Below are 25,551 nucleotides of genomic sequence, written 5' to 3'. Positions count from 1 at the left end.
CGACACAAATTTTCATCTGTCTCGGGATATATTAAGTTATTTTATTTCTTCTCAAGCGCCTCCCACAAGCCATTGAGGTAGGTCAGACCGAGCGCGCGGTCATATAAACCATAGCCTGGGCGACCTGTTTCGCCCCAAATCATGCGACCATGGTCTGGGCGAATGTAGCCGTCAAAACCATTGTCATGCAGGGCTTGCATAATCGCATACATATCAAGCGAGCCATCACTTGACAAATGCGGTGCCTCATAGAAGTCTTTTGCCGCAACATCAGTAAATTTGATATTGCGCACATGAGCAAAAGGAATCCGACCACGTTTAGTAAATTCAGCCAAAATCGCAACCACATCATTGGCAGGATCTTCAGCAATGCTACCTGTACACAAAGTAATACCATTAAACGCTGAATCAACTGCGTTCATCATCCAGTCCAAATCATCACGGTTTTTGACCATGCGTGGCAAGCCAAAAACGCTATACGGCGGATCATCTGGATGACAAGCCATTTTCACACCAACTTCTTCACAAGTCGGAATAATCGCCTCTATAAAATATTTAAAGTTAGCACGCAGATCATCATCAGAAATATTTTTGTAAAAATCAAATAAGGCCTTACATTGCGCCAAACGTTCAGGCTCCCAACCTGGTAAACTAAAACCCTCAGCACCATCTGCCATGTTTTGAATCAATTCCTCTGGTGAGGCGGGCAAATCTTTGGTAACAAACGACAAAGTTGACGAACCGTCTGCCAATTTGAAATCTAAATCTGTTTTCAACCAATCAAATACAGGCATAAAATTATAACAAATCACTTCAATTCCAAATTCAGCGAGATTGCGAATCGTCGTTTTGTAGTTTTCAATCCATTTATCACGCGACGGCACACCCATTTTGATGTCTTCATGAATATTGACACTTTCAATCACTTTCAGCGTTAAACCTGCCGCCTCAATTTCTTCTTTCAAGGCTTTAATGCGCGCCTTTGGCCAAACTTCGCCAACAGGAATATCCATCAAAGTCCCAACAATTCCTTTACAGCCTGGTATTTGACGAATGTCAGATAATTTTATCTTTTCTTCATTTGCGCCATACCATCTAAAAGTCATTTCCATTTCGTAAAATCTCCTCAATCATTATTTATTCAGCAAATCATGCAAAGTGTTACGGACAGCACCTGGTCCAGCAATTAACTCAGCAATAAAGCCTTCGATTTTCTCGCCAAGCCCTGCCTCATACAGATCCACACCAAAGATTTTCTCATTATGCAAAATCGGTGCCACTTTTTCATGTAAATCGCCTATATTACCTAAAGTCACGCCACTTAATTGCGCTTGCAAATCAGCAAGCAATGGATCTGGACTTATGACAAAAGATTCTCCACTATCATCAACACCAAGCAAATAGCGAACCCAAGCAGCTAAAGTCAGTGGAATAAACGTCAATTCAGAAACATCTAAGACATCACTTGCGACATATTTCTTAATTGTTTCGCCAAAGCGAATCGCAACTTTCTGCGATGTATCAGCTGCAATGCGTTGCGGTGTATCTGGAATATTTGGATTGACCAAACGCTTGCCTACTACCTCATCAATAAAGACTTTCGGGTCAATAATTTGAGGATTAACAACAACTGGCAAGCCCTCAACATAACCAACTTCTTTGACAAGCGCCACCAAATCAGCATCTGTCATTTCACCAGAAATTGATGTAAAACCTAGCAGGTTGCCAAAAATAGCAAGCGATGTGTGCAGCGGATTCAAACAAGTCGTCACTTTCATCGTGTCCGCCTTATCTACCGTGTCACGATTCGTCAAAATCACGCCCGCCGCCTCAAGCTCAGGACGACCATTAGGAAAACTGTCCTCAATAACCAAGTAATGACAAACTTCCGTATTGGCAAATGGTGCAATATTCGTGCCTTTTGGTGTATGAATTAAGTCAAGATTTTCAAAACCGTCATTTTCAAGCGCAATTTTTACACTTTCAGATGGATTGGGTGTAATTCGATCAATCATTGACCATGGAAAACTCACTTTTTTATCTTCTTCTAAGTAATTGATAAAGGCTTGTGGTGCATGATTTTGTGCTACCCACCCCTTAGCAATTCCCAAAATACTGTTTTGGAATTTCTGACCATTTTGCGAGAAATTATCCGTTGTGACCATGGCAATCGGCATGCCACCCGCATTAAAACGTGCCAGTAAGAGACTTGCCACAATCGCCATGGTATGCTCAGCTGAATCTGGTCCTTCAATAATATCTTTTTCAACAACTGCTGTATAATTGCCGTTAATATCGGTCAGATTGTAACCTTTTTCGGTAATCGTAAACGTCGCAAATTGCAAACTCGCATTTTCAAAAATCGCCTTAACCGCCTCATAACTTGCAGGACGATCTGGATTGCAATAATAAGCTGCTGCTGTTGACTGTAACAATTTCTTTTCAAGCTCGCCATTTTCGTGCATAATCACTTCTAAAATGGCGTTATTATAAGGATAATAAGCCTCATCAATGATATTTTCATCATAAGTCTCACAAACGATTACACCCGTTTCAAGTTTGCCTTGATTAATCAATTCTTGTGCGACTTCAGCGTGAAAACCACGATAAAGATTGCCACCACCAAAATGAATCCATTGTGGCATCTCACTTGTATTTTCTTTCAACTGTTCAAAATTTTTCTTGGTTAATTGCACATCCATATTAGCAAGTTCGCTAATTTGACAAGATAACCCTCTATTTAATTTAATTCCCACTTATTTACCTCTTATTATTTTCTAAGCCAATAATTCAAATACCCTTGGATTGAAAGGTAAGTTAGTCGCTATTTTTGAAAAGTAAATAGCGCCAATTTCACTTGCACACTCTAGCGGTACTTTTTTGACGCGATTGAAAAACTTTTTTTCAATCCATGCGTTACGCGTATAAATTGTCGGGTCATTTTCTTCTAACATATGAAATAATTCATGCCATAAGACAACAATTTTGATGTTGACTGCCCATTTTTCATCTCTTTTAGCAAAATTTTGAAGTCTTTGCTCAACTTTTTCAATCATTTTAGCATTCAAAGTTAGCTTCTTTTCTGCCGAATGACATAGTGCAAAGACTGGCACATTTTCCATTGCCACATCTTCTACTAATTTAAAACCTAAATTTTTAATATGCGACAAAGGAGACAACTCGATTAAATTTTCAAATTGACTAATAGCTGCCGCTTGACAGGATTCAATGATAGCCATTTTTTCATCAAGCGAAAGTTTTCGCGCAGGACTGTGCGCAATCAAGTCTAAAAAGAACGCAGCATCACAAGTCTTAGTTTCGGCATCAATCAATTCATAATTTTCCATGTTATTTTACAGATAATAAACAAAATAGCCAACTAATAAACAAGCCACCGTAAGCACCCATGCCCATGGTAAATTTGTCTTAATATATTCCTTGGTATCAACTTTTGTAAAGTTCAATGCCCACATTGTCCATGATTGTGTCGGACAAGAAGATGCCACAATTGACACAGGTGGAATCATAAAGATAATGAACAAAAATGACTCGTCAAATGTTCCCATAGCTTGTAAAATCGTTGCTAGCGCAATTCCAGAACCCCAAATCATCAGTGGCCCACGGAACAAGGCAAGCGGTGCTAAAATACAAAAGGCAATCAAGATGATAACTGGCGAATTTGGAATGAAATCTGCCAACAAATCTTGCAATAAAGGTGCAATTTGTTTTGCTGCAGCTTGGAAAATATTAACACTATACAACATCCCAATCAATAGACCGCTATCAGCTACGCCGTCATATAACGTTTTTTGAACTTTGGCAACAGCTAAATTATAATTTTTCAAATTGCCAGTTAGGAGTAAGCCCAAGAAAATTCCCATTAAAAAGGCAGGAACAGGTTGCCATTTTAATAACGCCACTGTAACAATTGGCACAAATGGCACGATGACAACATAACCTTTCAAGTCTGTCTCACTCATTGGTTTTGCGACTGCCCAAGCACGAACTTTTTTCTTCTTAGAAAAACCGTAGTTAAATAAAATATAAAGCACCAAAATAGCCAAATGAATACCTGTCGCGATTGCTCCAAAACGAATATAACTATTGTCATATTTAATTCCTGGAAAAACAGCGAAAAATTGACTCACATAAGCAATATTTAACCACATACCACCCGCTACCGCAAGCATATAAGCACCCGCAGCAATTTTTTTGTCTATTCCAAGTGTCATCAAAATAGGCAAAATAATCATCCCGATTGCCATAACTGAACCAACACCAAAGGCACTGGTAAAAATTAACATACAAACAATGTTGATAAGTAAAGTCGTAACCAACGGCTTATCGCCAGTCAATTCAACTGTTTTTTTGATAATATAACCAGCAATTCCCGTATCAACAAGAACGCGACCAAACCAAGCCCCAAAGACAATAACAGCGATTGTTCCACCATAAGCTGCAACTGAGTCTTGGAAAATGGTCGTAACCACCGTTTGCATTGGCACTAAACCAATGACACACCACGCAACTGCAGCAACTAAAAACCCAATGAGCAGATTCTTACCTTTCATACAATAAACCACTAAAACCAAAAAAGTGGCAAGTAACAATATCCCTGATATGATTCCAAACATTTTAACTTTCCTTTCTTAAACTAAACCCCAAAACTTCTTGATACATCTTTCTTGCCTCTTGCGGATTATAGGCATAAAATAACACTATATCAAGTAACGCTGGTGAAAATGCCAAACCGTTCATCTTTTTGCTAAATGCCATGGCAGCAATTTCACTCAAAGCACGCACCTGCGACTTACTTTCGTAAAACGGTAACTTCCAAAGTACAATCTGCTCACTTTGCGTATAAGTACTCGGCTCGGAACACTCCAAATGATGATAAAGTTCATGCGCTAGGACAATCGCCTTAATCTCATTTTCACTTTTCCAATGCGGCATGGCTTTGACAATTTCCATAATCGGATTTTTCATGACAACGATTTTATCTGGCGGCGTATACATAGCAAATAAAATACGTTCGCCAATTTTTTCCTCCGCATGATAAGTCAGCACCAAACCTTCCGCCTTGACAATTTCTTCAATTGACAAATTCGGATATTTGGCTTGACACTTTTCAGCCATAAACTCGCCTGCTGCCGTTGCTTTGACAATCATTTCTGCTTTCAAGTCGGGTGAAATTTTCTTTTTCAACAATTCCTTAGTAAAGGCAACCTCACCCCAAACATTATCCGAAATCGGCAATAAATCAGTCAGCATCTTCCAAAGTTCCTTATCATCGGCATCCTCAGCCTTCACTGCTGGCTGAGGTTTGACCAAATCATTCAACTTCTCAAAAGTACTTTTGCCCGTATAGGCTTTAAGTTTGGCTAATATTTGCGGCAACAATCAATACCTCTTCTGTTGGTTCAAGCATTGACACTTCTAAATCAGTCAATAATGTGAGTTGTTCAAAATCAGTCGCCGAGAAGTCCATGACACGCGCACCAATACACAAGTAAAAGTCTGGTCGTGCAATCAACTCCGTTTGGTAAACTGCCATATCATCCCAAAGACGTTCCATTTGCTCCAGATAAGACTCAGCTGTTGTCCTCGCAAACATGGCATTTGCCCGTTGCACCTTGATAAAGCCTTTTTTATCAACAATCCGCATAGCTTGTCCCTCTTTATCGTCTTTTGTTTCGCCGACAATATAGAAGTAGTTATTTTTCGTCTTAATTTTAATTTGGTCTTGTTTCAAGCGCATGTCTTCTGCCGCCAATTCAAGCACTTCGGCATCTGTCACTTCTTTAGTCAAGTCAGTTGCCTTAACTTCCGTCGAACCTGTCGCAATGGCAGTGACTTTAGAGGTTTGTGGGTCAATTTCGATATGAATTTCTACCGATTCTGGCGTTGCACCCGACTCAACCGCTTTATTCAAAGCCTCATTTTTCAGCGCGCGAATGTCTTCTTTCGATGGCGATGGCATAATCCGTTCAACAACATCACGCACCATTGCCAAAGCCACCCCGATAGATGAAATAACTTCCGCATTTTCAGGAATTGAATACTTAACTTTATACTTATCTGAGAAATAAGTAATCAGCGAGGCAGCACCGCCACCCACACCAACCAAGGAAATTTGGTCATGTTCCAATTTATATTTCTCAGCAAAGCCAGAGATAATTGGCTCAATCTTACGATAAGAGGCCGCCATGATTTGCTCAGCAATATCTTCCACCGTTGTGCCACAATAATCTGCCAAAGCCTTGAACGCCTTGCGTGCAGACTCAACATTTCCATAAGAGAAATGATCTGGACTAACCAAGCCAAGAATATTTGCCGCACAAGAATTTGTAATCGTAACTTCAAAACCATCTTCCATCACGACTTTAACATAATCTTCTGGGTCTCCAGGTTTTGGCGAGAAGAACTCAACACGCGGACCTTTAATCTGGTCAGTATCTGTGTAAACCGAATAACCAAGACCAGCGATATGGGCAGAACGTGGGCCAACATCAACAATCCCTGTTTTATTTGCCCGAACCATTGAACCGCCCGCACAACCGACAACTTGCACGTCAAGAGACGAGATATAAGTCGAGTGACCACCAACAACCGAGTAATCAATAGCTGGTCGACCATTTTTGATAACACCGATATTAGTCGTTGTGCCACCAACCTCAAAGTAAACACCATTTGAGGCGCGCAGATACATGAGCGACCCCATAACTGAGGCAGCAGGACCTGACAGCATTGTCAAAACAGGACGTTTTTTCATCTCGCTAATTTCCATTACCCCGCCGTCGCCACGCATAATCATCAGCGGTACTTCAACACCAGCGCCCTTGACAGATTCCTCGGTTGAAGTCGCTGTATCAAGCATTTTCGGCAAAATTGAGGCATTGATAGCTGCCGTTCTCGTCCGACGTGTCAGACCATACAGTTTGGTAATATCTGATGCCATAGTCGTTGGAATACCGTCAGCATCAGCAATTTTGTGAATCAATTCTTCGGGCGATCCGTCATCAACGCCAAATGCCATTGAGGCAACCAAAACACTAGCGCCTTGACCCTCCAAACGTTTAATCGCAGCCGTTGCATTTGACTCATTCAATTCTTTTAACTTGATAAACTCATTGACAATTTCAATTTGTTTCTTTTCTTCCAGTTGGATATTGTCAAGTTTCAGTTGGCGTTTGGCAAGGAATCCTTCCAAACCACCTTTACTCATGCCAATAATCCCAACTTTTGCCACATCACCTTCAACAAGCGCATTTGTTGCTTGCGTTGTTGAATGCGCAACGAATACAACATCAGCGGGCGCAATCCCATTTTCTTCCATACATTGCACAAAAGATTCAACAACACCAGCCGCCACACCACTTGGGTGATCATGCGATGTTTTAACTTGAACTTTTCCGACAATTTCATGTGTTTCATTATCAATAGCAACTGCTTTGGTATGTGTCCCACCAACGTCAATTCCCATTCTTACTTTACGTGCCATTTTATTATCTCCAATTTTTATTAAGTATATACTCATTCAAGCATAAATTTGTGTGCCGTTTTTATAGTTGAACGCGTATAAAACCAAACAGGTTATCGAACAACTACATCGACATCTCATGTTTGGTTTTATAGTTGTGCTTATTTTAAGGGTATCTCTAAAAACTCAGACTCGCCCATTTTTGCACCTGCGGTTACTCGGTGCATGAAAAAATTGCTGAAAATGAACAAAAGCCGATTTTAGAGATGCCCTTAAACTAAATTGCCATACAAAACATAGACAACAGCACAAAGAATTGCGCCGACAATCCAGCCTGTTGGAATTGATTTTGTCATAAAGTCTTTTGATGATACTTTCGTGTAACCAAAGCCCCATGCAACCCATGATTGTGTCACATCCAAATGTTGTGGTGCAATCGTTGTAATCGCAAACAAAGGGTACAAGAACGCTGTTGGAATATTTGGATTCGCCGCAATCACAACTGATAGAATCGCAGCACCCGCACCAACCAAGTTAAGCGGCCCACGGAAGAAGCCAAGCGGTGTCAAGACACCCATAACAAGACATAAAACCAAAGCACTCGTTGGTACAAAGCCACCAATTACTGCTGTAAAGTACGGTTTTGCAAATGTTGCTGCATTGTTGAACATTGATAGCGCAAGCAAGAAACCAACCATTGGTGCTACGTCAATCGCACCATCAGTGAACAATTTGGCAAATTTGCGACACAATTGTGTGTAAGTGCCTTTTAAGTTGCCTGTTGTAATCAAAGCATAACATGCTGAAAGAATGAAACACAAGATAACTGGCAATTTGAATAAAACGAGACCCAGTACAGGTAAAACGATTGAAATCCATGAAATCATTGGCGCATCGTCACTTGTTGCTTGTTTAGCTGAGGCTGCCCAAGCGTAAGATTTTTTCTTGTTCAATGACAACATTGAGACGGTTAAGACAACGACTAATGACACGATTGTGCCGATAATACCGATTGTGAAGTAGTCATTGTAAGTGTAGCTCATTGCCTCTTTGCTGAATGTTTGGAAAATGGCGATATATTGTGCGAAATGCACCATATTTGAGAAAACCCCAGCCATGATTGAACCCATAAAGGCGAACATGGCGACTGGCGCTGGAATGCCGAGTGACATCAAGATTGGCAAGACGATAACGGCAACTGAGATAACTGGACCAATCCCTGTCATTGACATAAATAATACCGACGTTACGATACATAACAGACTCATGGTAATTTTAGGCTTGTCGCCACCGAGTTCAACAACTTTACGAATCAAAGTTGCAGCAATCCCTGTGTCCATCAAGACACGACCAAAGAATGCACCAAAGAAAACGTTGACCAACATAGCTTTAGCATAGTTAGCGGGACCATCCGAGTAAACATAAGTCAACAAATCAACAAGTTTGCTACTCATATCACCTGTTGAGGTCGGTGCCTCCATGACAATGCTCGGATCAAGTGAATGCCCGATAAACGTGAGTGCCAACCAAAAAGTTGACATAACGACAAACCCAATCATGAGATTGTAGTTCTTGACACAATACCAAACCATGAAAAAGAATGATAGTATCAAGAGGATACCAATAATAGTTTCCATTTAGAAACCCTCCTAAAAAAAATTAATTGTATTGCGGAAAATACGGCTTGATTTTCAATTCAGAAAAAAGCAAGCATTTGGAGAATCTGCAGAATCACCCATAACTGATATATCAGTTACTCTATTTATAGAATACGCTTCCAAAACTAGATTGTCAAGTGTTTTTCGCTATTTTTGATGAAAATTTATATTTATTTTGAAAAATCTATCTCTTTTTAGACTTTCATTGTTAGTTTTTTCGTCAAACTAACATATTAGTTTGATAGCATTTTTGATATTTTAGGTCAAAAAAAAATCATTCTAGTAAGCTAGAATGACTCAGTTTTGATTTTTGCAATCAAAAATTTATATCGCATTTCGTAAACGAATGCCACCATTTTCCAAAACACGTACACTACGTGGCAAAAAGGCACGAATTTCTTCTTCGTTGTAGCCGATATGCAAACGTTTATTGTCCATAATAATCGGACGGCGCAAAATTTGCGGATTTTTTGAAATAATTGTAACTGCCTCTGACAAGGACAGCTCCTCAAAATCCACTTCTAAAGATTTAACAAAACGATTTCTACTGGAAATCAAAGACTCAATCCCATCATCGCATTTTTCTAAAATATGTTTCACTTCGTTAGTCGAAAGCGGACTTGACATAATGTTTCGTTCATCGTAATCAATCTCATGATCCGTCAACCATTTTTTCGCCTTTTTACAACTTGTGCAAGACGGCGCTGTATAAATTGTTATCATATATCTCCCCCGTGTTGGTACACATAACGCATGTTGAGTTACTTATATGTTATCAATTATAACATAGTTTGTCGTCAGTCAAAAGACCTATTTTACAATAAATCGTAATTTTTATCACTTTTTTTCAAAATTATCAAAAATTTGTGGCAAATTAGGTTATTTTATAACAAAGACAGATAAATTAGAAGAACGTGCATTAAAAATCATTTACTAAAAAAACGTATTGTTTTTTCAAAAAACATACCAATTTTTACATCGTTTGGTAATTCTTATTTTTATTTTCAAAAATAACAAACTCCGATTTTTGTAAAAACGGAGTTTATTTCTATCCAATCTCTATTCTTCAATCTCGATCGCATCAAGTTCAAGCTCAACAATCTCGACTTCCGGCACTTCAGCCTCTTCTTCTTTTTTCGCTTTGGCTGATTTTTTAGCCTTACTAGCCTTTTCATCAGCCTTAGCTTTCGGCTCGTCAGCCGTTGTTTCCCCGTCAATCATCCCATAATGCTCACGCACCTTGCGATCAATTTCAGCAAAAACTTCTGGATGTTCTTTCAAATAAGCCTTGGCTTTTTCAGACCCTTGACCAATCTTTTCGTCATTGTAAGAATACCAAGAACCACCTTTTTTGACAATCTCAAGGTCACTAGCAATTTTAAGCAATTCGCCCGTTTGCGAAATGCCCTCGCCGTACATGATTTCAACTTCTGCAGCCTTAAACGGTGGCGCAACCTTATTTTTCACGACTTTAATCTTCGTTTCTTTACCAAGCGACGTGTCTTTTTCATCGCCAGTTCCCTTAATTTGCGTATTACCACGCACATCCAACCGAACAGAGGCATAGAATTTCAACGCTCGACCACCAGGTGTCGTTTCGGGATTCCCAAACATAATGCCAATTTTTTCACGCAATTGATTGATGAAAATGGCAATTGTTTTCGTTTTATTGATAGAGGCTGACAATTTACGCATCGCTTGCGACATCATCCGCGCTTGCAAGCCAACGTGAGAATCACCAATATCCCCGTCAATTTCGGCGCGTGGCACTAAGGCTGCCACTGAGTCGATGACAACCAAGTCAATCGCGCCAGAGTCAATCAATTTACCAGCGATTTCAAGCCCTTGCTCCCCAGAATCTGGCTGAGAAAGCAGCAACTCATCAATATTGACACCCAAAGCCGTCGCATAAGCTGGATCAAGCGCATGTTCCGCATCAATAAATGCCGCAATTCCGCCCTCTTTCTGACACTGCGCAACGGCATGGAGCGCAACCGTCGTCTTACCAGAGGACTCGGGTCCGTAAATCTCGACAATCCGCCCCTTAGGATAGCCACCCGCGCCAAGCGCAATATCAAGCGCCAACGAGCCCGAACTCATAACTTGAACCTTTTGCGCCGCTTTGTCGCCAAGACGCATAAGCGCCCCTTTACCAAAATCTTTCTCGATTTCTTTCAGCGCAATATTGAGCGCCTTGTCGCGTTCTTCACCAAATTTTTTGGTAATATCATCTAAATTCTTCGCCTTTTTCTTAGCCAATGTTCTTCTCCTTTATTTGAATTTCAAGCTAACTTTCAAAGTTTGCGACGACATCGCTCGCTTTCAATATCATATTTTAAAATTCTTAACACCCCATTATAGCATTTTTCCGTCTACTTTAATATACGTAAAAACTCAGCAAAATGCTCAAATTTTTTTCAATTTTTGACACTTTGGACAAAAATGCGTGCCACGACCCGACAATTTATACTTCTCGATAGCCGTCCCACACCGCTCACACGACTGCCCAGTCTTACCATAAACTTTCAGATACTCTTGCATCGTCCCGTCAAGTCCAAGCGCATTTTTATAGCTGCGAATGGTTGCACCACCACGTTTGACACCTTCTGCTAATACAGCAATGACAGCGTTTCTGAGCACTGCCACTTTTTGAGGCGACAGATTTCGCGCAAGTTCAGACGGATGAATTTTTGCTAGCCACAAAACCTCATCCACATAGATATTGCCCAAACCCGCAACCAAAGACTGATCAAGTAAATAAGGTTTAATCTTCTTTTGACTCTCTGAGAGCCGTAACTTAAACGTTTTCAAATCAAATGCCGTCTCAGTTGGTTCTGGACCCATTTTTTTACGAACAAAAAAATCATCAAGCGCAGTCGTATCAACCAGCGCCATAGTGCCAAACTTTCGGACATCTTGATACACGAGCGTTTCGTTGCTACTCAACTCAAAAAAGACATGAAAATGCGGATTATCAGGGACTTCAGCACTCGGAAAACGCAAATATTTCCCCTCCATACGCAGATGACTGACAAGCGTTTTCTCGCCAAGATTGAACAATAAATATTTGCCACGACGGTTGACCTCATAAATCATTTGATTGGTCAGATAAGCTTGAAATACCGCCAAATCTGACTGAATCATCCGCTCATAATTGATTTTGACAACTCTAATTTGCTTGCCACAAACGAGCTTATTCAGCCCACGTCTGACAGTTTCAACTTCTGGTAATTCTGGCATGGCTACTCCCTTAGTGATTGAGTGACAAAGTGACGTCAACTTAGGGAAGTTGCTATCTACAATGTGCCTTAGCGATTTACCGCTTAGGCGTTGGGGTGGCTACTCCTATTGAAAATAACTCCAAATCTCAATACTCTATAAAGACACACTTCAAAAAATTCACATTCTCTTACCATTTTACCAAAAAATTCGCTGTAAAGAGTAAAATTTGACATGTGTGATGAAAAGCGATTTTTGTCTGGGCTGTTTTTTAACCTTGTTGGTATGGTATAATAGACCTATGATAACTTTGAAAAATGTTGTATCAATTCTTAAAAATGACCAAAATTTCCGTGACCTCATCATTGGCGGTGAGTATTTTTCTAGCTGTCATGTTGCTTGTACTTTTGATAAACTCAGCTATGATAGCCGTGACGTGACTGACAGCACGCTGTTTTTTGCCAAAGGTTTAAACTTTAAACGTGACTTTTTAACAGATTTGGCGATTCCTTTTTATGTGTCCGAAATTGACTATGAGGTGGCGATTCCTGCACTCATTGTCAATAACATCAAGCATGCTATGAGTTTAATCGCCATGCACTTTTACAATCAGCCTCAAAATGAGCTGAAAACATTAGCATTCACAGGCACAAAAGGTAAAACGACGGCAGCTTATTTTGCTAAAAACATACTTGACACGCATAACGGTGGGAAAACAGCCCTATTTTCGACCATGGACACGACACTTGACGGCAAGACTTTTTTCAAATCGGCGCTGACGACACCTGAGAGTCTTGATTTGTTTCGGATGATGCGTGAGGCTGTCGAAAACGGTATGACACATCTGGTTATGGAAGTTTCATCGCAAGCTTACAAAACGGCGCGCGTTTATGGGCTGACTTTCGATGTCGGCGTTTTTCTCAACATCTCGCCCGACCATATCGGACCGATTGAGCATGCGACTTTTGAGGATTATTTCTACTGCAAGCGCCAGTTGCTTGCCAATTCTCGTTATGCGGTGGTAAATGCCGAGATGGCGCATTTTGAGTTTGTCAAATCAGAGTTGACCACTGACCACGCTTTTTATGGCAAGGGGGCTGAGTTTCCTATCTCTAAGTCTGAGGCGTTCAGCTTTTCAGCACTTGGTCAGAAATTTGAGATTCAGTTAATTGGTCGTTTTAATCAAGAAAATGCCGTGGCTGCAGCGCTTGCAAGCATTCGTCTGGGAGCAAGGCTCGCAGACACCCAAATCGGTATCGCCAAAACAACTGTCCCTGGGCGCATGGAGGTGCTGACGCAGGCCAATGGTGCCAAGGTTTTCGTTGATTACGCGCATAATGCGGATAGTTTGGAAAAGCTGATTAGTGTTGTGACGCCACACCAGACGGGGCGTGTTACCGTGGTAATCGGGACGACTGGCAACAAGGGCGAGAGTAGAAGACGGGGCGTTGGGGAGTTGCTTGAGCGTCTGCCTGAGATCGACGTGATTTTGACGGCGGATGACCCGAACTTTGAGAATCCCGCTGATATTGCACAGGAAATTGCCAGTTTTATCACGCGCGAAGTGCGCATTATCGTTGACCGCGAGACAGCAATTCGCACAGCGTTGTACGAGACCTCGAGCGCTAGTGATGCTGTGATTATTGCTGGGAAAGGTGTGGATGCCTTTCAGATTGTGAATGGCGCTAAAGTAGCTTATGCGGGCGATCGCAAGATTGCTGAAAAATATTTGTGACAAAATGCTCGTCAGGTGTGATTTCTGACGAGCATTTTCTTATATTTGGCTAGCTGCATAGGCTGCACCGACAATACCAGCGTTATTTTTATGATAGGCAACTTCGATTTTCGGAAAATCAATGCTGTCATAGCGTGGAAAACTATTTTTAATTTGCGCAATTTCAGCAGTCAACTCTGTGATAAAAGTCGGTCGATTTGTCACACCACCCGCCAACAGAACCTTTTCAGGGTCAATCGTGACGATTGTATTGATAATACCGAATGCCAAACTTTGATAGAAATGTTTCACGGCTTGAGTTGCAAGGTCGTCATTTGCCTCATATTTTTGGAAAATTTCTTTGGCATCCACTGTCTCATCGCCTGAAATCTCATGATAATAGCGCGCCAAACCGCCAATCGTTGCACCATGACGTGAAAAACTAATGTCTTCTGCCGCATTATCGGAATAAATATCAAGTGATATAAGACCAAATTCACCCGCCATACCTGTTGCCCCCGCAAAAATCTGACCATTGATAACAATACCGCCACCAATACCTGTACCAACAACAATCAAAATATAGTCAGAAATGCCTTGTGCATGACCACTCATAGCCTCAGCAAGGGTCGCAGCATTGGCATCGTTCAAAATCGCAACAGGTTTATCCGTAATTTTCAACATCTCGGCATAGAGATCAACACCAAACATGCTATGAATCGCCCCCGCCGTTTTCAGATAGCCCTTGCCTTGAATAACACCTGGAAAAGAGATACCAACAGCCGAGACATTGCCACTTTCACGAATAATAGCAGCAAACTTTTGCAGAACATCCGCCTTATCATCAATAGTCGGTAGGGAACTTGAACTCAGCACCTCTCCTTTTTCGTCAACAATGCCGTATTTGATAGCTGAACCGCCAACGTCGATGCCTAGGTATGTTTTTGTCATGCTTTCTCCTAAAATATATGTGATAAATTTATTATACTAAATTTTTCCAAATTTAATAAGGGGCAATCATATTCTGAATACGATATTGCTATATTTTTCATCGTAATTCTACATTTTCCTCTATGTGTAAAAAATATGGTAAAATGGACTCTATGGACAAAATTATCAAAACAATTTCAAGCAACGGACATTTTCGTGCCTATGCACTTGAGGCGACGGAGACAGTTGGTGAGGCGCAACGCCGTCATCAAAGTTGGTCGACTTCAACTGTGGCGCTTGGGCGCACGCTGATTGCAGCGCAAATTTTGGGGGCTAACCAAAAAGGCGAGGATACGATTACCGTGCGCATCCAAAGTAACGGCGCGATTACGATGATTGTTGCTGTTGCCGACACGCGTGGCAATGTCAAGGGCTATATCAAAGAGCCAAACGTTGACTACAAGCGCGGATCGACTGGCGAGGTGCTAGTTGGCGATTTGCTCGGCAATGGTTGGTTTTCTGTCGTCAAGGATATGGGGCTGAAAACGCCTTATACAGGGCAAACACCACTGATTTCTGGCGAAATTGGTGAAGATTTGGCTTATTATCTGACAACTTCTGAGCAAACACCGTCTGCCGTGGGACTCAACGTTTTGCTAAATGACGATGAAACCGTCAAGGTTGCGGGTGGTTTTTTGGTGCAAGTCATGCCCGACGCGCCTGAGGACGAGATTGCTGCGTTTGAGGAACGGATTCAGAAAATGCCCGCCATTTCGACACTTTTGCGCTCAGATGACCACTCAAAAGCCATTTTAGATGCGATTTATGGGCAGGATCAGTATAAGGTTTTAGAAGAATCGCCACTGGCTTTTCATTGCGATTGCTCTCGGGAACGGTTTTTAACTGGTATCTCTAGCCTTGGTCGTTGTGAAGTTGACACATTAATCGCTGAAAATCATGGGGCTGAAGTAATTTGCCAATTCTGCAAAACAGTTTACAATTTTTCTGAAAATGATTTGAAAGACTTGCTAACAAATGGATAAAAAATACAATTCGCCTTGGAAAATCGGCGACGTTGCAATTGCCAATCGACTCGTCCTTGCGCCCATGGCTGGCATTTCAAACAAGGCTTTTTTGAGTTTGGCTAAGGAATTTGGTGCTGGCTTGGTTGTAACCGAGATGATTTCTGACAAGGGAATTGAGCATCGCAATGCTAAAACCTTGTCAATGCTTGACTTTGACGGTGTACCAAATCCACTATCAATTCAGATATTTGGTGGCGATGCGGCGACATTGGTCGAGGCTGCAAAATTTGTCGAGGCAAATACAACTGCGGACATCATTGACATTAACATGGGTTGTCCTGTGCCTAAAGTCACCAAAAATGAGTCGGGTTCGCGTTTATTACTTGATCCCGACAAAATTTATGACGTGGTTGCTGCCGTCTCATCTGCTATCAACTTACCACTGACAGTCAAGATGCGGATAGGCTGGGATTCTCATCATCTGTACGCTGTCGAAAATGCGCTAGCTGCCGAAAAAGGTGGTGCTGCTGCCATTGCCATGCACGGTCGCACACGTGTGCAAATGTATGAGGGAACAGCGGACTGGACTTGGCTTAGGAAAGTGGCGAGCAAAGTCAGTGTGCCGTTTATTGGCAACGGCGATGTCAAAACGCCCGAGGACGCGCAACGGATGATTGATGAAACGGGCGTGGATGCCGTCATGATTGGGCGCGCGGCGCTTGGTAATCCGTGGATGCTCAAGCGAACAGCGGAGTTTTTGGCGACAGGCGAGCTTGTGCCTGAGCCAAGTGTAGCCGAGAAGATTGAGACGGCCAAGGTGCATTTGGCGCGTTTGACTGCGCTCAAAGGCGAGAAGATTGGCCCGCGCGAGTTTCGGCAACATGCCGCTTACTACCTCAAAGGCGCACCGCGCGCAGCTAAGGTTAAGGTGGCGATTAACCAAGCTGAGACGGTTGAGCAGATTGTTGGCATTTTCGATGATTATTTGATGTCGTTTTGATTTTTATGAAAATGATACTGGATAATTTCCTATTAGACATTTTCGCTTGTCCCTATTAGACATTTTCGAGATATTTTAAACCACGGTCGTTTCATAAGTTTAATCTAAAACATAATTTTCGGAATTTTTTATGAAGAGTTGCTTTTTAACGGAAAATCCATGAAAAGTCACTTGTTTTTTTAAAAATATTAAAAAATATAATCAATAACTTTTGAAATAGATTAACTAGAAATTAAATTGACAACTTACATGTATATTCCAGAAAAATTAAATTTATGAAACGACCGTGCAATTTTGCAGCACTATATTATACATTTTTGGCGTTTTATACTAGACGAATTTTGAAAAATAAAAAGAGACTGGGACAAAATACCACAGTCACTGAACTAAAAAAGCAAACTAATCAATTTTGATTGCCCAGTTTGCTTTTTCTCTTTTATTTACGCCATGTCCGACAGTTCGCTATCAGTTTTCTGAGATTAATCACCATCAAAGCTAAACCAATCTCCTGTCTCACCTTGTCTTTGCCTCTAACCGAAAATCGTCTGAAGCCCAAATTAGCCTTCAGACCTGCAAAGGCAGGCTCTACATCAGAACGATTTCCGATGGTAATCGTCCATAGCCTATTTTTTAGAGGACTTTTGTCTCAGTCCCCTTCATCAACTCTCATCCTCAACAAACCGCCCCAAAACCTTCACATTTTCGGCTACGGAAACGAAAGCGGTTGGGTCTGATTTTTTCATAATTTCCTTAAAATCTTGATATTCGGCTTGGGTGATGATGGTTATCAAAATTGTCATATTATCGTGGCTATATGCGCCTTCAGCCGAATTGACGACGGTCACGCCACGGTGCAAGTCATCATGTAGGGCGCGCGTTATCGTCTCTGGTTGCTTGGTAACAATCGTTGCTTGCATCTTTCTTTGCTTGGTGTAAATGGCATCCGTCACGCGACTGGACACAAAAATCGTCAAAAGCGAGTATAGCATGTACTCCCACCCAAATAAAATACCCGCAATCAGCATGATACCAGCATTGAAAATCATACTAATGCTACCGACTTGACGACCTGTTTTTTTGCGAATATAGAGGCTGATAATGTCGGTTCCGCCACTGGAAATGCCGCTACGAAGGGCATAGCCGACACCCGCACCCATGACCGCACCACCAAAAACAGCGTTGATAATCGGATCCGTCGCAAGCGTGTACTCGGGAATAATCCGAATGAAAATCGAGCTTAGCGTGACCGTAATCACGGTGTAAATCGTGAATCGCTTGCCAATTTTGAGCCAAGCTAAGACGAGCAAGGGGAGATTGAGTAGATACAAGGTCACAGCGACTGGTAGATTAAAGCCAAGGAGCTTGACCGAAAGGGTCGTAAAAATTTGCGCCAAACCCGTGATACCACTGGAATAGACGTGTCCCGGCTGAAAAAAGAAATTCAGTGCAACAGACGATAAAATCGCATAGACGATTGAGGCGGAAAGTTTTTGTGTCAGCTTTTCAAGTGAGATATTTTTTAGCGTTTTAATCATTTTCTAATTTTGTCCGACTTTTAGAAATACTTAAAGCCAACTCATCAAGTTGCTTATCCGACACCAAGCTCGGCGCTTGAGTCATGGGGTCAGTCGCCTTATTATTTTTAGGAAAAGCGATAACCTCGCGAATATTATCCTTGCCAGCTAAAAGCATGACAAAACGGTCAAGACCGAGCGCCAATCCGCCATGCGGTGGGAAACCGTAGGTCATTGCCTCAAGTAAGAAACCAAACTGCTCAGTCGCTGACTTTTCACTAAAGCCGAGCGCCTTGAACATGCGCTCTTGCAGGTCTTTGCGGTTAATCCGCAGACTGCCGCCGCCCAGCTCATAGCCGTTAAGCACGATGTCATAAGCAACCGCACGCACCTTGGAAAGATCGCCCTCAAGCTCATGCGCACTCGCCTCAGTCGGCAAAGTAAAAGGGTGGTGAGCACTCGTGTAGCGACTCTCCTCGTCGCTCCATTCAAACATCGGCCAGTCGACAACCCAAAGAAAGTTATAGAGCGTTTGGTCAATGAGGTGCTGTTCTTTGGCAATTCGACTGCGCAACGCACCCAACGTTGCATTTGCGATCTCTAACTCATCAGCAACAAATAACACCAAATCATTATCAGTCAAAGTAAGTTTATTAGACAAACCATCTGTAATTTCTGGCAAAAATTTAGCAATTGGTCCTGCAAATTCTCCCTTATCAAATTTGACCCATGCAAGACCTTTAGCGCCAAACTGTTTGGCAAATTCTGTCAGCTTATCAATCTCCTTGCGCGAATACTTATCAGCAGCGTTTTTAGCAACGATTGCTTTAACCACTTTCGCCTGTGAGAAAACCTTGAAATCAACAGTTTTAGCGATGTCCGTCACATCCGTCAGCAGCATATCAAAACGCGTGTCGGGTTTATCAGAACCATAACGATTAACCGCCTCATCATAGCTCATACGCGGAAACGGCAAGCTCACGTCAATGTTTTTTGTGTCTTTCATGACCTTGGCAATCAAGCCCTCAGTCAAATCTTGAATCTCATTTTCATCAAGAAAGGAAGTTTCAAGGTCAACCTGTGTGAACTCGGGCTGACGGTCACCGCGCAAATCTTCGTCACGGAAACACTTGACAATCTGATAATAACGGTCAAATCCCGCAGTCATCAAAAGCTGTTTGGTAATCTGCGGACTTTGTGGCAGCGCATAAAAATGCCCCTCGCTAATTCGACTCGGCACCAGATAATCACGCGCGCCCTCAGGTGTCGATTTGGTTAAAATCGGCGTCTCCACATCAATAAAATCAAGATCGTCCAGATAATGACGAATTGCCTTTGTCACATTGTGACGGAGTTTGAAAGTCGCAAGCATTTCGGGACGGCGAAGATCGAGATAACGATAGCGCATACGTGTGTCGTCGCTAGCCTCAAGGTCATCTTTGATTTCAAATGGCGTTGTTTTAGCAGTATTTAGGACTGTCAAACTTGATACCTCAAGCTCAACTTGCCCCGTTGCCAACTTATCATTGGCTTGCCCCCGCGCAACGACAGTTCCCATCACGTCAATAACAAATTCCGAGCGCAGACTTTCCGCTGTTGCAAGCACTTCAGCACTGACAATCTCAGGATTGACCACCAACTGCATGATTCCCTCACGGTCACGCAAGTCAATGAAAATCAAGCCACCAAGGTCACGACGACGCGCCACCCAACCTTTTAAAGTCACTGTTTGTCCAATGTTTTCTGAGCGGACTGCGCCCGCGTATAATGTTCGTTTCATTTTTCTCCTTTATTTATTTCTTGATAAATTTATCGGGTAATTCTTGTTTACGTGTCAAAGGGTCAATTATAAAGTGTTCCGTTTTATCTGCACCAAATGTCTCATTAATTTCAGAAAGATTGTTAGTAGGCAAGGCATAAACGAGGTCAATATTATCACACCAAACTGATGCTTCAGCTGTTTGCGACCACTTTTCCAAATTTTCTAAACTTGTGAATAATGGTGTTAGACCAGCATTTTTAAAGAATGATTTTTCCTCATTTATTTTGACAACAGGAATAAAATAAGAGAGTTTTTTTAATAAATTTGTAGGTAAAATTTCCGTCAAATCTATTTTTTCCAATAAATTAACATTGTAAAGATCAATCTTTCTGTAATCAACACGAGATAATATAAAATCGTGGTACTTTTCTTCGTCTATATCAAGTTGCGCCCCTTTTTCAGTTGCGATAATAAGAGGTGACAAGTGATGATGCGTTGCGATATTAAAGCATTTTTCCAAGTCAAGTGCAACATTTCCATTACTTTTTTTACCTTGCCAAGCCAAAAAATCAGTCAGCCCTTTTTCAGTAGTAAAAACTTGCATGGCAAGCATTGTATCATCTTCATCTGGCGTGAAAGTCGTTATCGTATCAGCTTGACTATAAAACTCCCAGTTAGAGAGAGCTATCGCTAATCTTTGCTCATCAAACCATTTTACATTTGAGTTATTTAAAAATTCTTCAATTATTGGATCAATTTCCCCAATTCTTATAGGCTCTTCTTTTTTCTTTTTATGCCAAAATGCCATATTTTCTCCTCTATAATTTCCCCAAAACCATCATCAACACCTGCAACCCAACCGCCACAAGCACCAAAAACAGAGTCAGTCTACTCCTTGCCAAAAAGGCATTGATTTTCCTAAAAGCAACGGCATAGAGGGCGACAAACCACAAAAGATTCATTCCTTTATAATTGCCATGTGCAATCATTGACAGGCTAATCACAATCATCAAACTTGCTAAAATGCGACTGAAAATCTGTATTTTCTTTTCTGTCATCATGACCTCGCAAGCAAAATTCTCAGAAATAAGACAAGTAAAGTCACGATGAAAATGCCCAAGGCGACTTTATTCTTGGCAAAGGCTTTGTCTCGATTGAAAATTAGTGCGACAATGCAATAAATCAGCATGAGCGTTGAATTAGAAGTCTGATTTTTCGTGACAATCTGATAAAATGTGACAAACGTTATCAAACCAGATAAAATCGCAAACAGTTTAATCTTATCTTTTTTCATCATTTAGCTGTCAATTCTGCAAAAACGGGAGCAAAATTGTCTTCAATTTCACGCAAAGTTGTTTTGATTTCGGCTCGTGTCGCATTATTTTTGACGATAATCTTGTCTGTTTCGACCTCTGATTCGCCGAGTGTGATGAGTGTTTTTGCCCCAAATTCTTCCGCTGATTTGAATTGCTGCTTAATCTTGCGTCCTAGATAGTCGCGTTCTACGGCGTAGCCTTGTTCGCGCAGCGACTGCACTAACTTCAAGCCTGCAACATTTGCGCCAGCGCCCAAAACAACAACATAAACGTCAAGCGCCCGAGTAAGCGGGAGTGCCACGCCTTGCGCCTCTAAGACGAGCAAAAGGCGCTCCATGCCGAGCCCAAAGCCGAAACCAGCCGTTTCGGGACCGCCGAAATAGCTGACGAGCGTGTCATAGCGCCCACCGCCGCAAATCGTCAGCTCCTTGCCCTTAATCTCGGTCATGAACTCAAAAATCGTGTCGTTGTAGTAATCTAGCCCACGCACCATGTTTTGATCAACGGCATAGTCGATGTTGAGGCTCTTGAGCATGGTCTTGACAGCCGACAAGTGCTGCTGACTGTCGTCAGTCAAGAAATCTAGGATTGACGGCGCGTTTTTGACGATTGAGATGTCATTTTTATCCTTGGAATCTAAGACACGCAAGGGATTTTCATGCAAACGACGTTTAGAATCGTCAGACAAGTTAGACAAATGTTGTTCAAGATAGGCAATCAGCGCCGTCCGATAACGCTCACGTGTCTCAGCATCGCCGAGTGAATTGATAACTAACTTAATATTTTTTACACCAAGTTTGTCGAAAAAGGCTTTCGCCATCGCAATCGTCTCCACATCCGTCGCAGGATTTTTCGAGCCGAAATTCTCAACACCAATCTGATGAAATTCCCGCAAACGCCCAGCTTGCGGGCGTTCATAACGAAACATCGGTCCTGTATAATAAACTTTAAAAGGTTTTTGGACTTCTGGCGCAAACTTTTTATTTTCAACATAAGACCGCACAACTGGCGCAGTTCCCTCAGGTCGCAAAGTAATATGGCGGTCGCCTTTGTCATAGAAATCATACATTTCCTTGGTAACAATGTCTGTCGTATCGCCAACCGAACGCGAAATAACCTCATAATGCTCAAAAATCGGCGTGCGAATCTCACTAAAATGATAATTAGCAAAAACTTGGCGCATCGTTTCCTCAACAAATTGCCATTTTTCACTCTCACCAGGGAGAATATCATTTGTACCTTTTGGTCTTTGTAATTTCATTGGTTACTTTCCTCTCTTAATCAAAAAACGCCCACGAGCGCAGAAAAATACGCTCAAGGACGATTATATCGTGGTACCACCTTGGTTTCTAGGTGTATTTGCCTAGCTTTTTAGCTGTAAAGTTGCTAACTATTAAACTCATCACTCTCTCGCTTAACTTTGCGGATTTTCAGCAATCATCCACTCTCTGTCATTCTAATTATATCTTAGTCTAGCCCATTTTGCAAGATTTACGATAGATAATCTTCTAGCTTAGAGAGCGCATCTGCCAATTTTTTCAAAACGATTTCAGTGATACTGCCATTGACAATTTCTTTGTATTTGTAAGTCAACTTGACAAAAGCACTATTTTGCCACATCTCATCTATTTCAGTCAAACCATCTGGCTGCCATGACTCAATCATTCGATCCATCAAATGATAATTAAACTGCTCATCTTTTGGACTATTTTCAATCATTTGACGGCAATTGGCATCAAATGCCTCAATAATAATAAATAGCATATCAAATGTATAGTAATTATCATACTGCTTATGTGTTACCATATAGCGCTCAAGCGTTGCCTGTAACATGACCACTAAGCGATTATTTTGATTCGTCGCAAACGCATAAGCAAAGATATTTCCCGAATCTGTGCCTGAAAAGTAAGGGTTTTCTTGTTGGCGATAAGAGTTGATTAGCGCAACACCACGGTCTGTCGCAAGAATCGTTGAATCAAGCCAAGTTCCCGAGTATCGCGCAAGCAATGCCACACGCAGCCACTCCGAAAAGTAAGTTGGACTAACAGTTTCAGCTGTTTGATAATATCTAACCGCATCTGGTATATCCAAAAAATCAGTAACTGTTGACTCATCTAAAAAATGATAAGAAATCGCATGCCGATTTAGCTTATCAGCATTTATCTTTGCCAACTTTTGAACGATTTCAGGCGCGTTTTCTAACCCTTTATTCCAAAAACTAAAAACGGCAAATGAGGCATCGAACGCTTGATTTTCCCTTGAAATTTCCATCGCTCGTTTGTCAATCTCATTTTTATTTTGAAAAAACCACACCAATAAATGCGGAAAAACATCAGCAGTCAAAGGCAATCTTGTTCGCCCAAATAAAATCTGCATATCTAGCGTTCGATCAAGGAGATTATGCACAAGATAATTCGCCTTTTGTGTACCAATGTGTCGTTCAAACATCAATTCTTCAATTCGCAGTGCTTTTGGATAATCAATCATCTTCGATAAATAATTAGTCGCAAGAATCGCTGTTAAAAATTGATTGAGATAACGTTTTTGAAATCTATTAACTTTTCTAATAACTTCCGATACCAAAAAATCACGATCAACTTTAAGTTGAATATCATCAATAACTCTCGCTTCAATTAACATTTTCTCAAATGCAGGAAAATTATCAACTAGCCCACCATGAACAATGTGATAAGCCATTTTAGAGAGCGGATCATCCTCTTTAAAATCACTTAGTAATGTTTCGCTAATACTTATTGTCATCTTAATTCCTTTATTCTATAAATCGTTAGAGGCTACTTACAAACTATCTGTCTAATATTATAACAAAAATATGCTAAACTCTCTCTAGTTTAAGTTATTATTTTTTAACTTTACCGTTTGCAATTCAAATACGGTAGTTATAAAACAATAACAGTCCGAACATCTAACCACCCGCACTGTTTTTTGATAAACAATGAAGTATGACTTATTCTTTTTGCCATACTGCATATAAAACGGCATCATTATTGACCCAATAATCATCTCCAAAATTATATTTTGTCGCATAACCTAGCGTTGGCGTACTATTCCACCCTAAAAACTTATAACCTATACGCCTTGGTATTTCCGTTGCAATTTGTACTTTATTACCTTTGTAAGTCTTTATACTTTTAGGTATCGCACCATTGCCACCATTTAAATCAAGCGTAACTGCATAAATAGGTAATGGTTTCCAAATTGCATAAAGCGTTGTATTATCATATACAAAATAATTATTTGAAGGCGGACAAACAACCTCTTGAGAATTAGGATCTAGTCCTAAACCAATATAAGTATATCCTTCTCTTGTAGCTTCTGCACTAAGATGAGTTCTAACTCCTCCATAAGCAACTTGATACTCACGCGGTGTTCCTGTACCACCATTCAAATCAATTTTTAAGGTATAAATTTCTTTATCCCATACCGCATATAAGGTAGCATTATTATTTACCCAGTAGCCATCTCCAAAGTTATATTTTGTTGCATAACCTAGCGTTGGTGTACTATTCCATCCTAGAAATTTATGCCTACACGAGTTGGCACTTCCGCTGCAATTTGTACCTTATTACCTTTGTAAGTCTTTATACTTTTAGGCGTTGTCCCCTTACCACCATTTAAATCAAAATTGACCGTGAGAAATTCTTTTGCCATCCAAGATTTCAACTGCGCCAAATTACTACCTGTCAAACGAGCCGCAACATTGGTAACTGAAACTCCTGGAATCCAACCTGCATGAATCGCAACTAGCTTATTGTTACTGTTGACAACACTACCGCCTGAAGTACCACCTTCAGAATCCATCGTATAAGCTACTTTATCTGTTGACAAACTATTAATTGTTCCTGTACTGGTATAGAGATAAATGCCTTTATAACCTGACAAACGTAATGTTTCATTAGCTGATATAGTTTCTTG

Annotated in this window: 23 protein-coding genes and 1 pseudogene; 3 read left to right on the top strand and 21 right to left on the bottom strand. The window is 41.1% G+C overall.

Annotation, left to right across the window (positions count from 1 at the left end):
- Positions 1-41: 41 nt before the first annotated feature.
- From uxuA to mutM, 10 genes are all read right to left on the bottom strand, one after another.
- Positions 42-1,112 carry a mannonate dehydratase gene (gene uxuA, locus Hs30E_RS02465; RefSeq protein WP_172207693.1) on the bottom strand — a complete coding sequence of 357 codons (1,071 nt, stop codon included), beginning with the start codon at positions 1,110-1,112 and terminating at the stop codon, positions 42-44.
- 21 nt (positions 1,113-1,133) lie between these two features.
- A complete protein-coding gene (locus Hs30E_RS02460; protein ID WP_172207723.1) occupies positions 1,134-2,702 on the bottom strand; it encodes a mannitol dehydrogenase family protein in 1,569 nt (522 codons plus the stop codon).
- Between the two features lie 75 nt (positions 2,703-2,777).
- Positions 2,778-3,332, bottom strand: coding sequence for a hypothetical protein (locus Hs30E_RS02455; protein ID WP_172207692.1), 555 nt, complete (start codon positions 3,330-3,332; stop codon positions 2,778-2,780).
- Positions 3,333-3,353: 21 nt separating this feature from the next.
- Positions 3,354-4,634, bottom strand: a complete 1,281-nt coding sequence (locus Hs30E_RS02450; RefSeq protein WP_172207691.1) for a citrate transporter — start codon at positions 4,632-4,634, stop codon at positions 3,354-3,356.
- A gap of 1 nt (position 4,635) precedes the next feature.
- Entirely contained in the window at positions 4,636-5,397 is a 762-nt protein-coding gene (locus Hs30E_RS02445; RefSeq protein ID WP_172207689.1) for a hypothetical protein, read from the bottom strand.
- Positions 5,372-7,501, bottom strand: coding sequence for a hydantoinase/oxoprolinase family protein (locus Hs30E_RS02440; protein ID WP_172207688.1), 2,130 nt, complete (start codon positions 7,499-7,501; stop codon positions 5,372-5,374). The genes Hs30E_RS02445 and Hs30E_RS02440 overlap by 26 nt, the downstream gene beginning before the upstream one ends.
- 251 nt (positions 7,502-7,752) lie before the next feature.
- A complete protein-coding gene (locus tag Hs30E_RS02435) occupies positions 7,753-9,117 on the bottom strand; it encodes a citrate transporter (protein WP_172207687.1) in 1,365 nt (454 codons plus the stop codon).
- 345 nt (positions 9,118-9,462) lie between these two features.
- Positions 9,463-9,861, bottom strand: coding sequence for a transcriptional regulator Spx (gene spx / locus Hs30E_RS02430; RefSeq protein WP_172207686.1), 399 nt, complete (start codon positions 9,859-9,861; stop codon positions 9,463-9,465).
- Positions 9,862-10,197: 336 nt separating this feature from the next.
- The gene (gene recA / locus Hs30E_RS02425; RefSeq protein ID WP_172207685.1) at positions 10,198-11,397 is read right to left on the bottom strand and encodes a recombinase RecA; all 1,200 of its coding nucleotides are present in this window, start codon (positions 11,395-11,397) and stop codon (positions 10,198-10,200) included.
- A gap of 147 nt (positions 11,398-11,544) precedes the next feature.
- Complete coding sequence (gene mutM / locus Hs30E_RS02420) at positions 11,545-12,378, bottom strand: DNA-formamidopyrimidine glycosylase (protein ID WP_172207684.1); 834 nt, start codon at positions 12,376-12,378, stop codon at positions 11,545-11,547.
- Between the two features lie 280 nt (positions 12,379-12,658).
- On the opposite strand from mutM, the gene Hs30E_RS02415 reads away from it, so the two are divergent.
- Positions 12,659-14,092, top strand: a complete 1,434-nt coding sequence (locus tag Hs30E_RS02415) for a UDP-N-acetylmuramoyl-L-alanyl-D-glutamate--L-lysine ligase (RefSeq protein ID WP_172207683.1) — start codon at positions 12,659-12,661, stop codon at positions 14,090-14,092.
- 39 nt (positions 14,093-14,131) lie between these two features.
- Here Hs30E_RS02415 and Hs30E_RS02410 read toward each other — a convergent pair whose 3' ends face one another.
- Positions 14,132-15,022, bottom strand: a complete 891-nt coding sequence (locus Hs30E_RS02410) for an ROK family protein (RefSeq protein ID WP_172207682.1) — start codon at positions 15,020-15,022, stop codon at positions 14,132-14,134.
- A gap of 152 nt (positions 15,023-15,174) precedes the next feature.
- Between Hs30E_RS02410 and hslO the strand changes: the two genes are divergently transcribed.
- On the top strand, positions 15,175-16,044 hold the full coding sequence (hslO, locus tag Hs30E_RS02405; protein ID WP_172207681.1) for an Hsp33 family molecular chaperone HslO: 870 nt from the start codon (positions 15,175-15,177) through the stop codon (positions 16,042-16,044).
- Positions 16,037-17,026 (top strand): tRNA dihydrouridine synthase DusB, encoded by a 990-nt coding sequence (gene dusB / locus Hs30E_RS02400; protein ID WP_172207680.1) that lies wholly within the window; start codon positions 16,037-16,039, stop codon positions 17,024-17,026. Before hslO ends, dusB begins: the two co-directional genes overlap by 8 nt.
- Before the next feature lie 436 nt (positions 17,027-17,462).
- Here dusB and Hs30E_RS02395 read toward each other — a convergent pair whose 3' ends face one another.
- The 10 genes and pseudogenes from Hs30E_RS02395 to Hs30E_RS02345 all read right to left on the bottom strand — a co-directional run.
- Positions 17,463-17,639, bottom strand: a complete 177-nt coding sequence (locus Hs30E_RS02395) for a transposase (RefSeq protein WP_172207722.1) — start codon at positions 17,637-17,639, stop codon at positions 17,463-17,465.
- 46 nt (positions 17,640-17,685) lie between these two features.
- Positions 17,686-18,561, bottom strand: a complete 876-nt coding sequence (locus Hs30E_RS02390) for a YitT family protein (protein WP_172207679.1) — start codon at positions 18,559-18,561, stop codon at positions 17,686-17,688.
- A complete protein-coding gene (gene aspS / locus Hs30E_RS02385; protein ID WP_172207678.1) occupies positions 18,554-20,320 on the bottom strand; it encodes an aspartate--tRNA ligase in 1,767 nt (588 codons plus the stop codon). Before aspS ends, Hs30E_RS02390 begins: the two co-directional genes overlap by 8 nt.
- A 13-nt stretch (positions 20,321-20,333) precedes the next feature.
- Entirely contained in the window at positions 20,334-21,110 is a 777-nt protein-coding gene (locus Hs30E_RS02380; protein ID WP_172207676.1) for a hypothetical protein, read from the bottom strand.
- A 10-nt stretch (positions 21,111-21,120) separates the two neighbouring features.
- On the bottom strand, positions 21,121-21,360 hold the full coding sequence (locus tag Hs30E_RS02375; RefSeq protein WP_172207675.1) for a hypothetical protein: 240 nt from the start codon (positions 21,358-21,360) through the stop codon (positions 21,121-21,123).
- A complete protein-coding gene (locus Hs30E_RS02370; RefSeq protein ID WP_172207674.1) occupies positions 21,360-21,599 on the bottom strand; it encodes a hypothetical protein in 240 nt (79 codons plus the stop codon). The genes Hs30E_RS02375 and Hs30E_RS02370 overlap by 1 nt, the downstream gene beginning before the upstream one ends.
- Positions 21,596-22,879, bottom strand: coding sequence for a histidine--tRNA ligase (gene hisS / locus Hs30E_RS02365; protein ID WP_172207673.1), 1,284 nt, complete (start codon positions 22,877-22,879; stop codon positions 21,596-21,598). The genes Hs30E_RS02370 and hisS overlap by 4 nt, the downstream gene beginning before the upstream one ends.
- Positions 22,880-23,109: 230 nt before the next feature.
- Positions 23,110-24,378, bottom strand: a complete 1,269-nt coding sequence (locus tag Hs30E_RS02360) for a capsular polysaccharide synthesis protein (RefSeq protein WP_172207672.1) — start codon at positions 24,376-24,378, stop codon at positions 23,110-23,112.
- Positions 24,379-24,583: 205 nt separating this feature from the next.
- Entirely contained in the window at positions 24,584-25,030 is a 447-nt protein-coding gene (locus Hs30E_RS02355; RefSeq protein ID WP_228461974.1) for an InlB B-repeat-containing protein, read from the bottom strand.
- Positions 25,031-25,149: 119 nt separating this feature from the next.
- Positions 25,150-25,551, bottom strand: a pseudogene (locus Hs30E_RS02345) (hypothetical protein); the annotation flags it as partial.

The sequence above is a fragment of the Pseudolactococcus hodotermopsidis genome (genome assembly GCF_011170085.1).
GTDB lineage: Bacteria > Bacillota > Bacilli > Lactobacillales > Streptococcaceae > Pseudolactococcus > Pseudolactococcus hodotermopsidis.
This window is presented reverse-complemented; position numbering and strand designations above follow the sequence as displayed.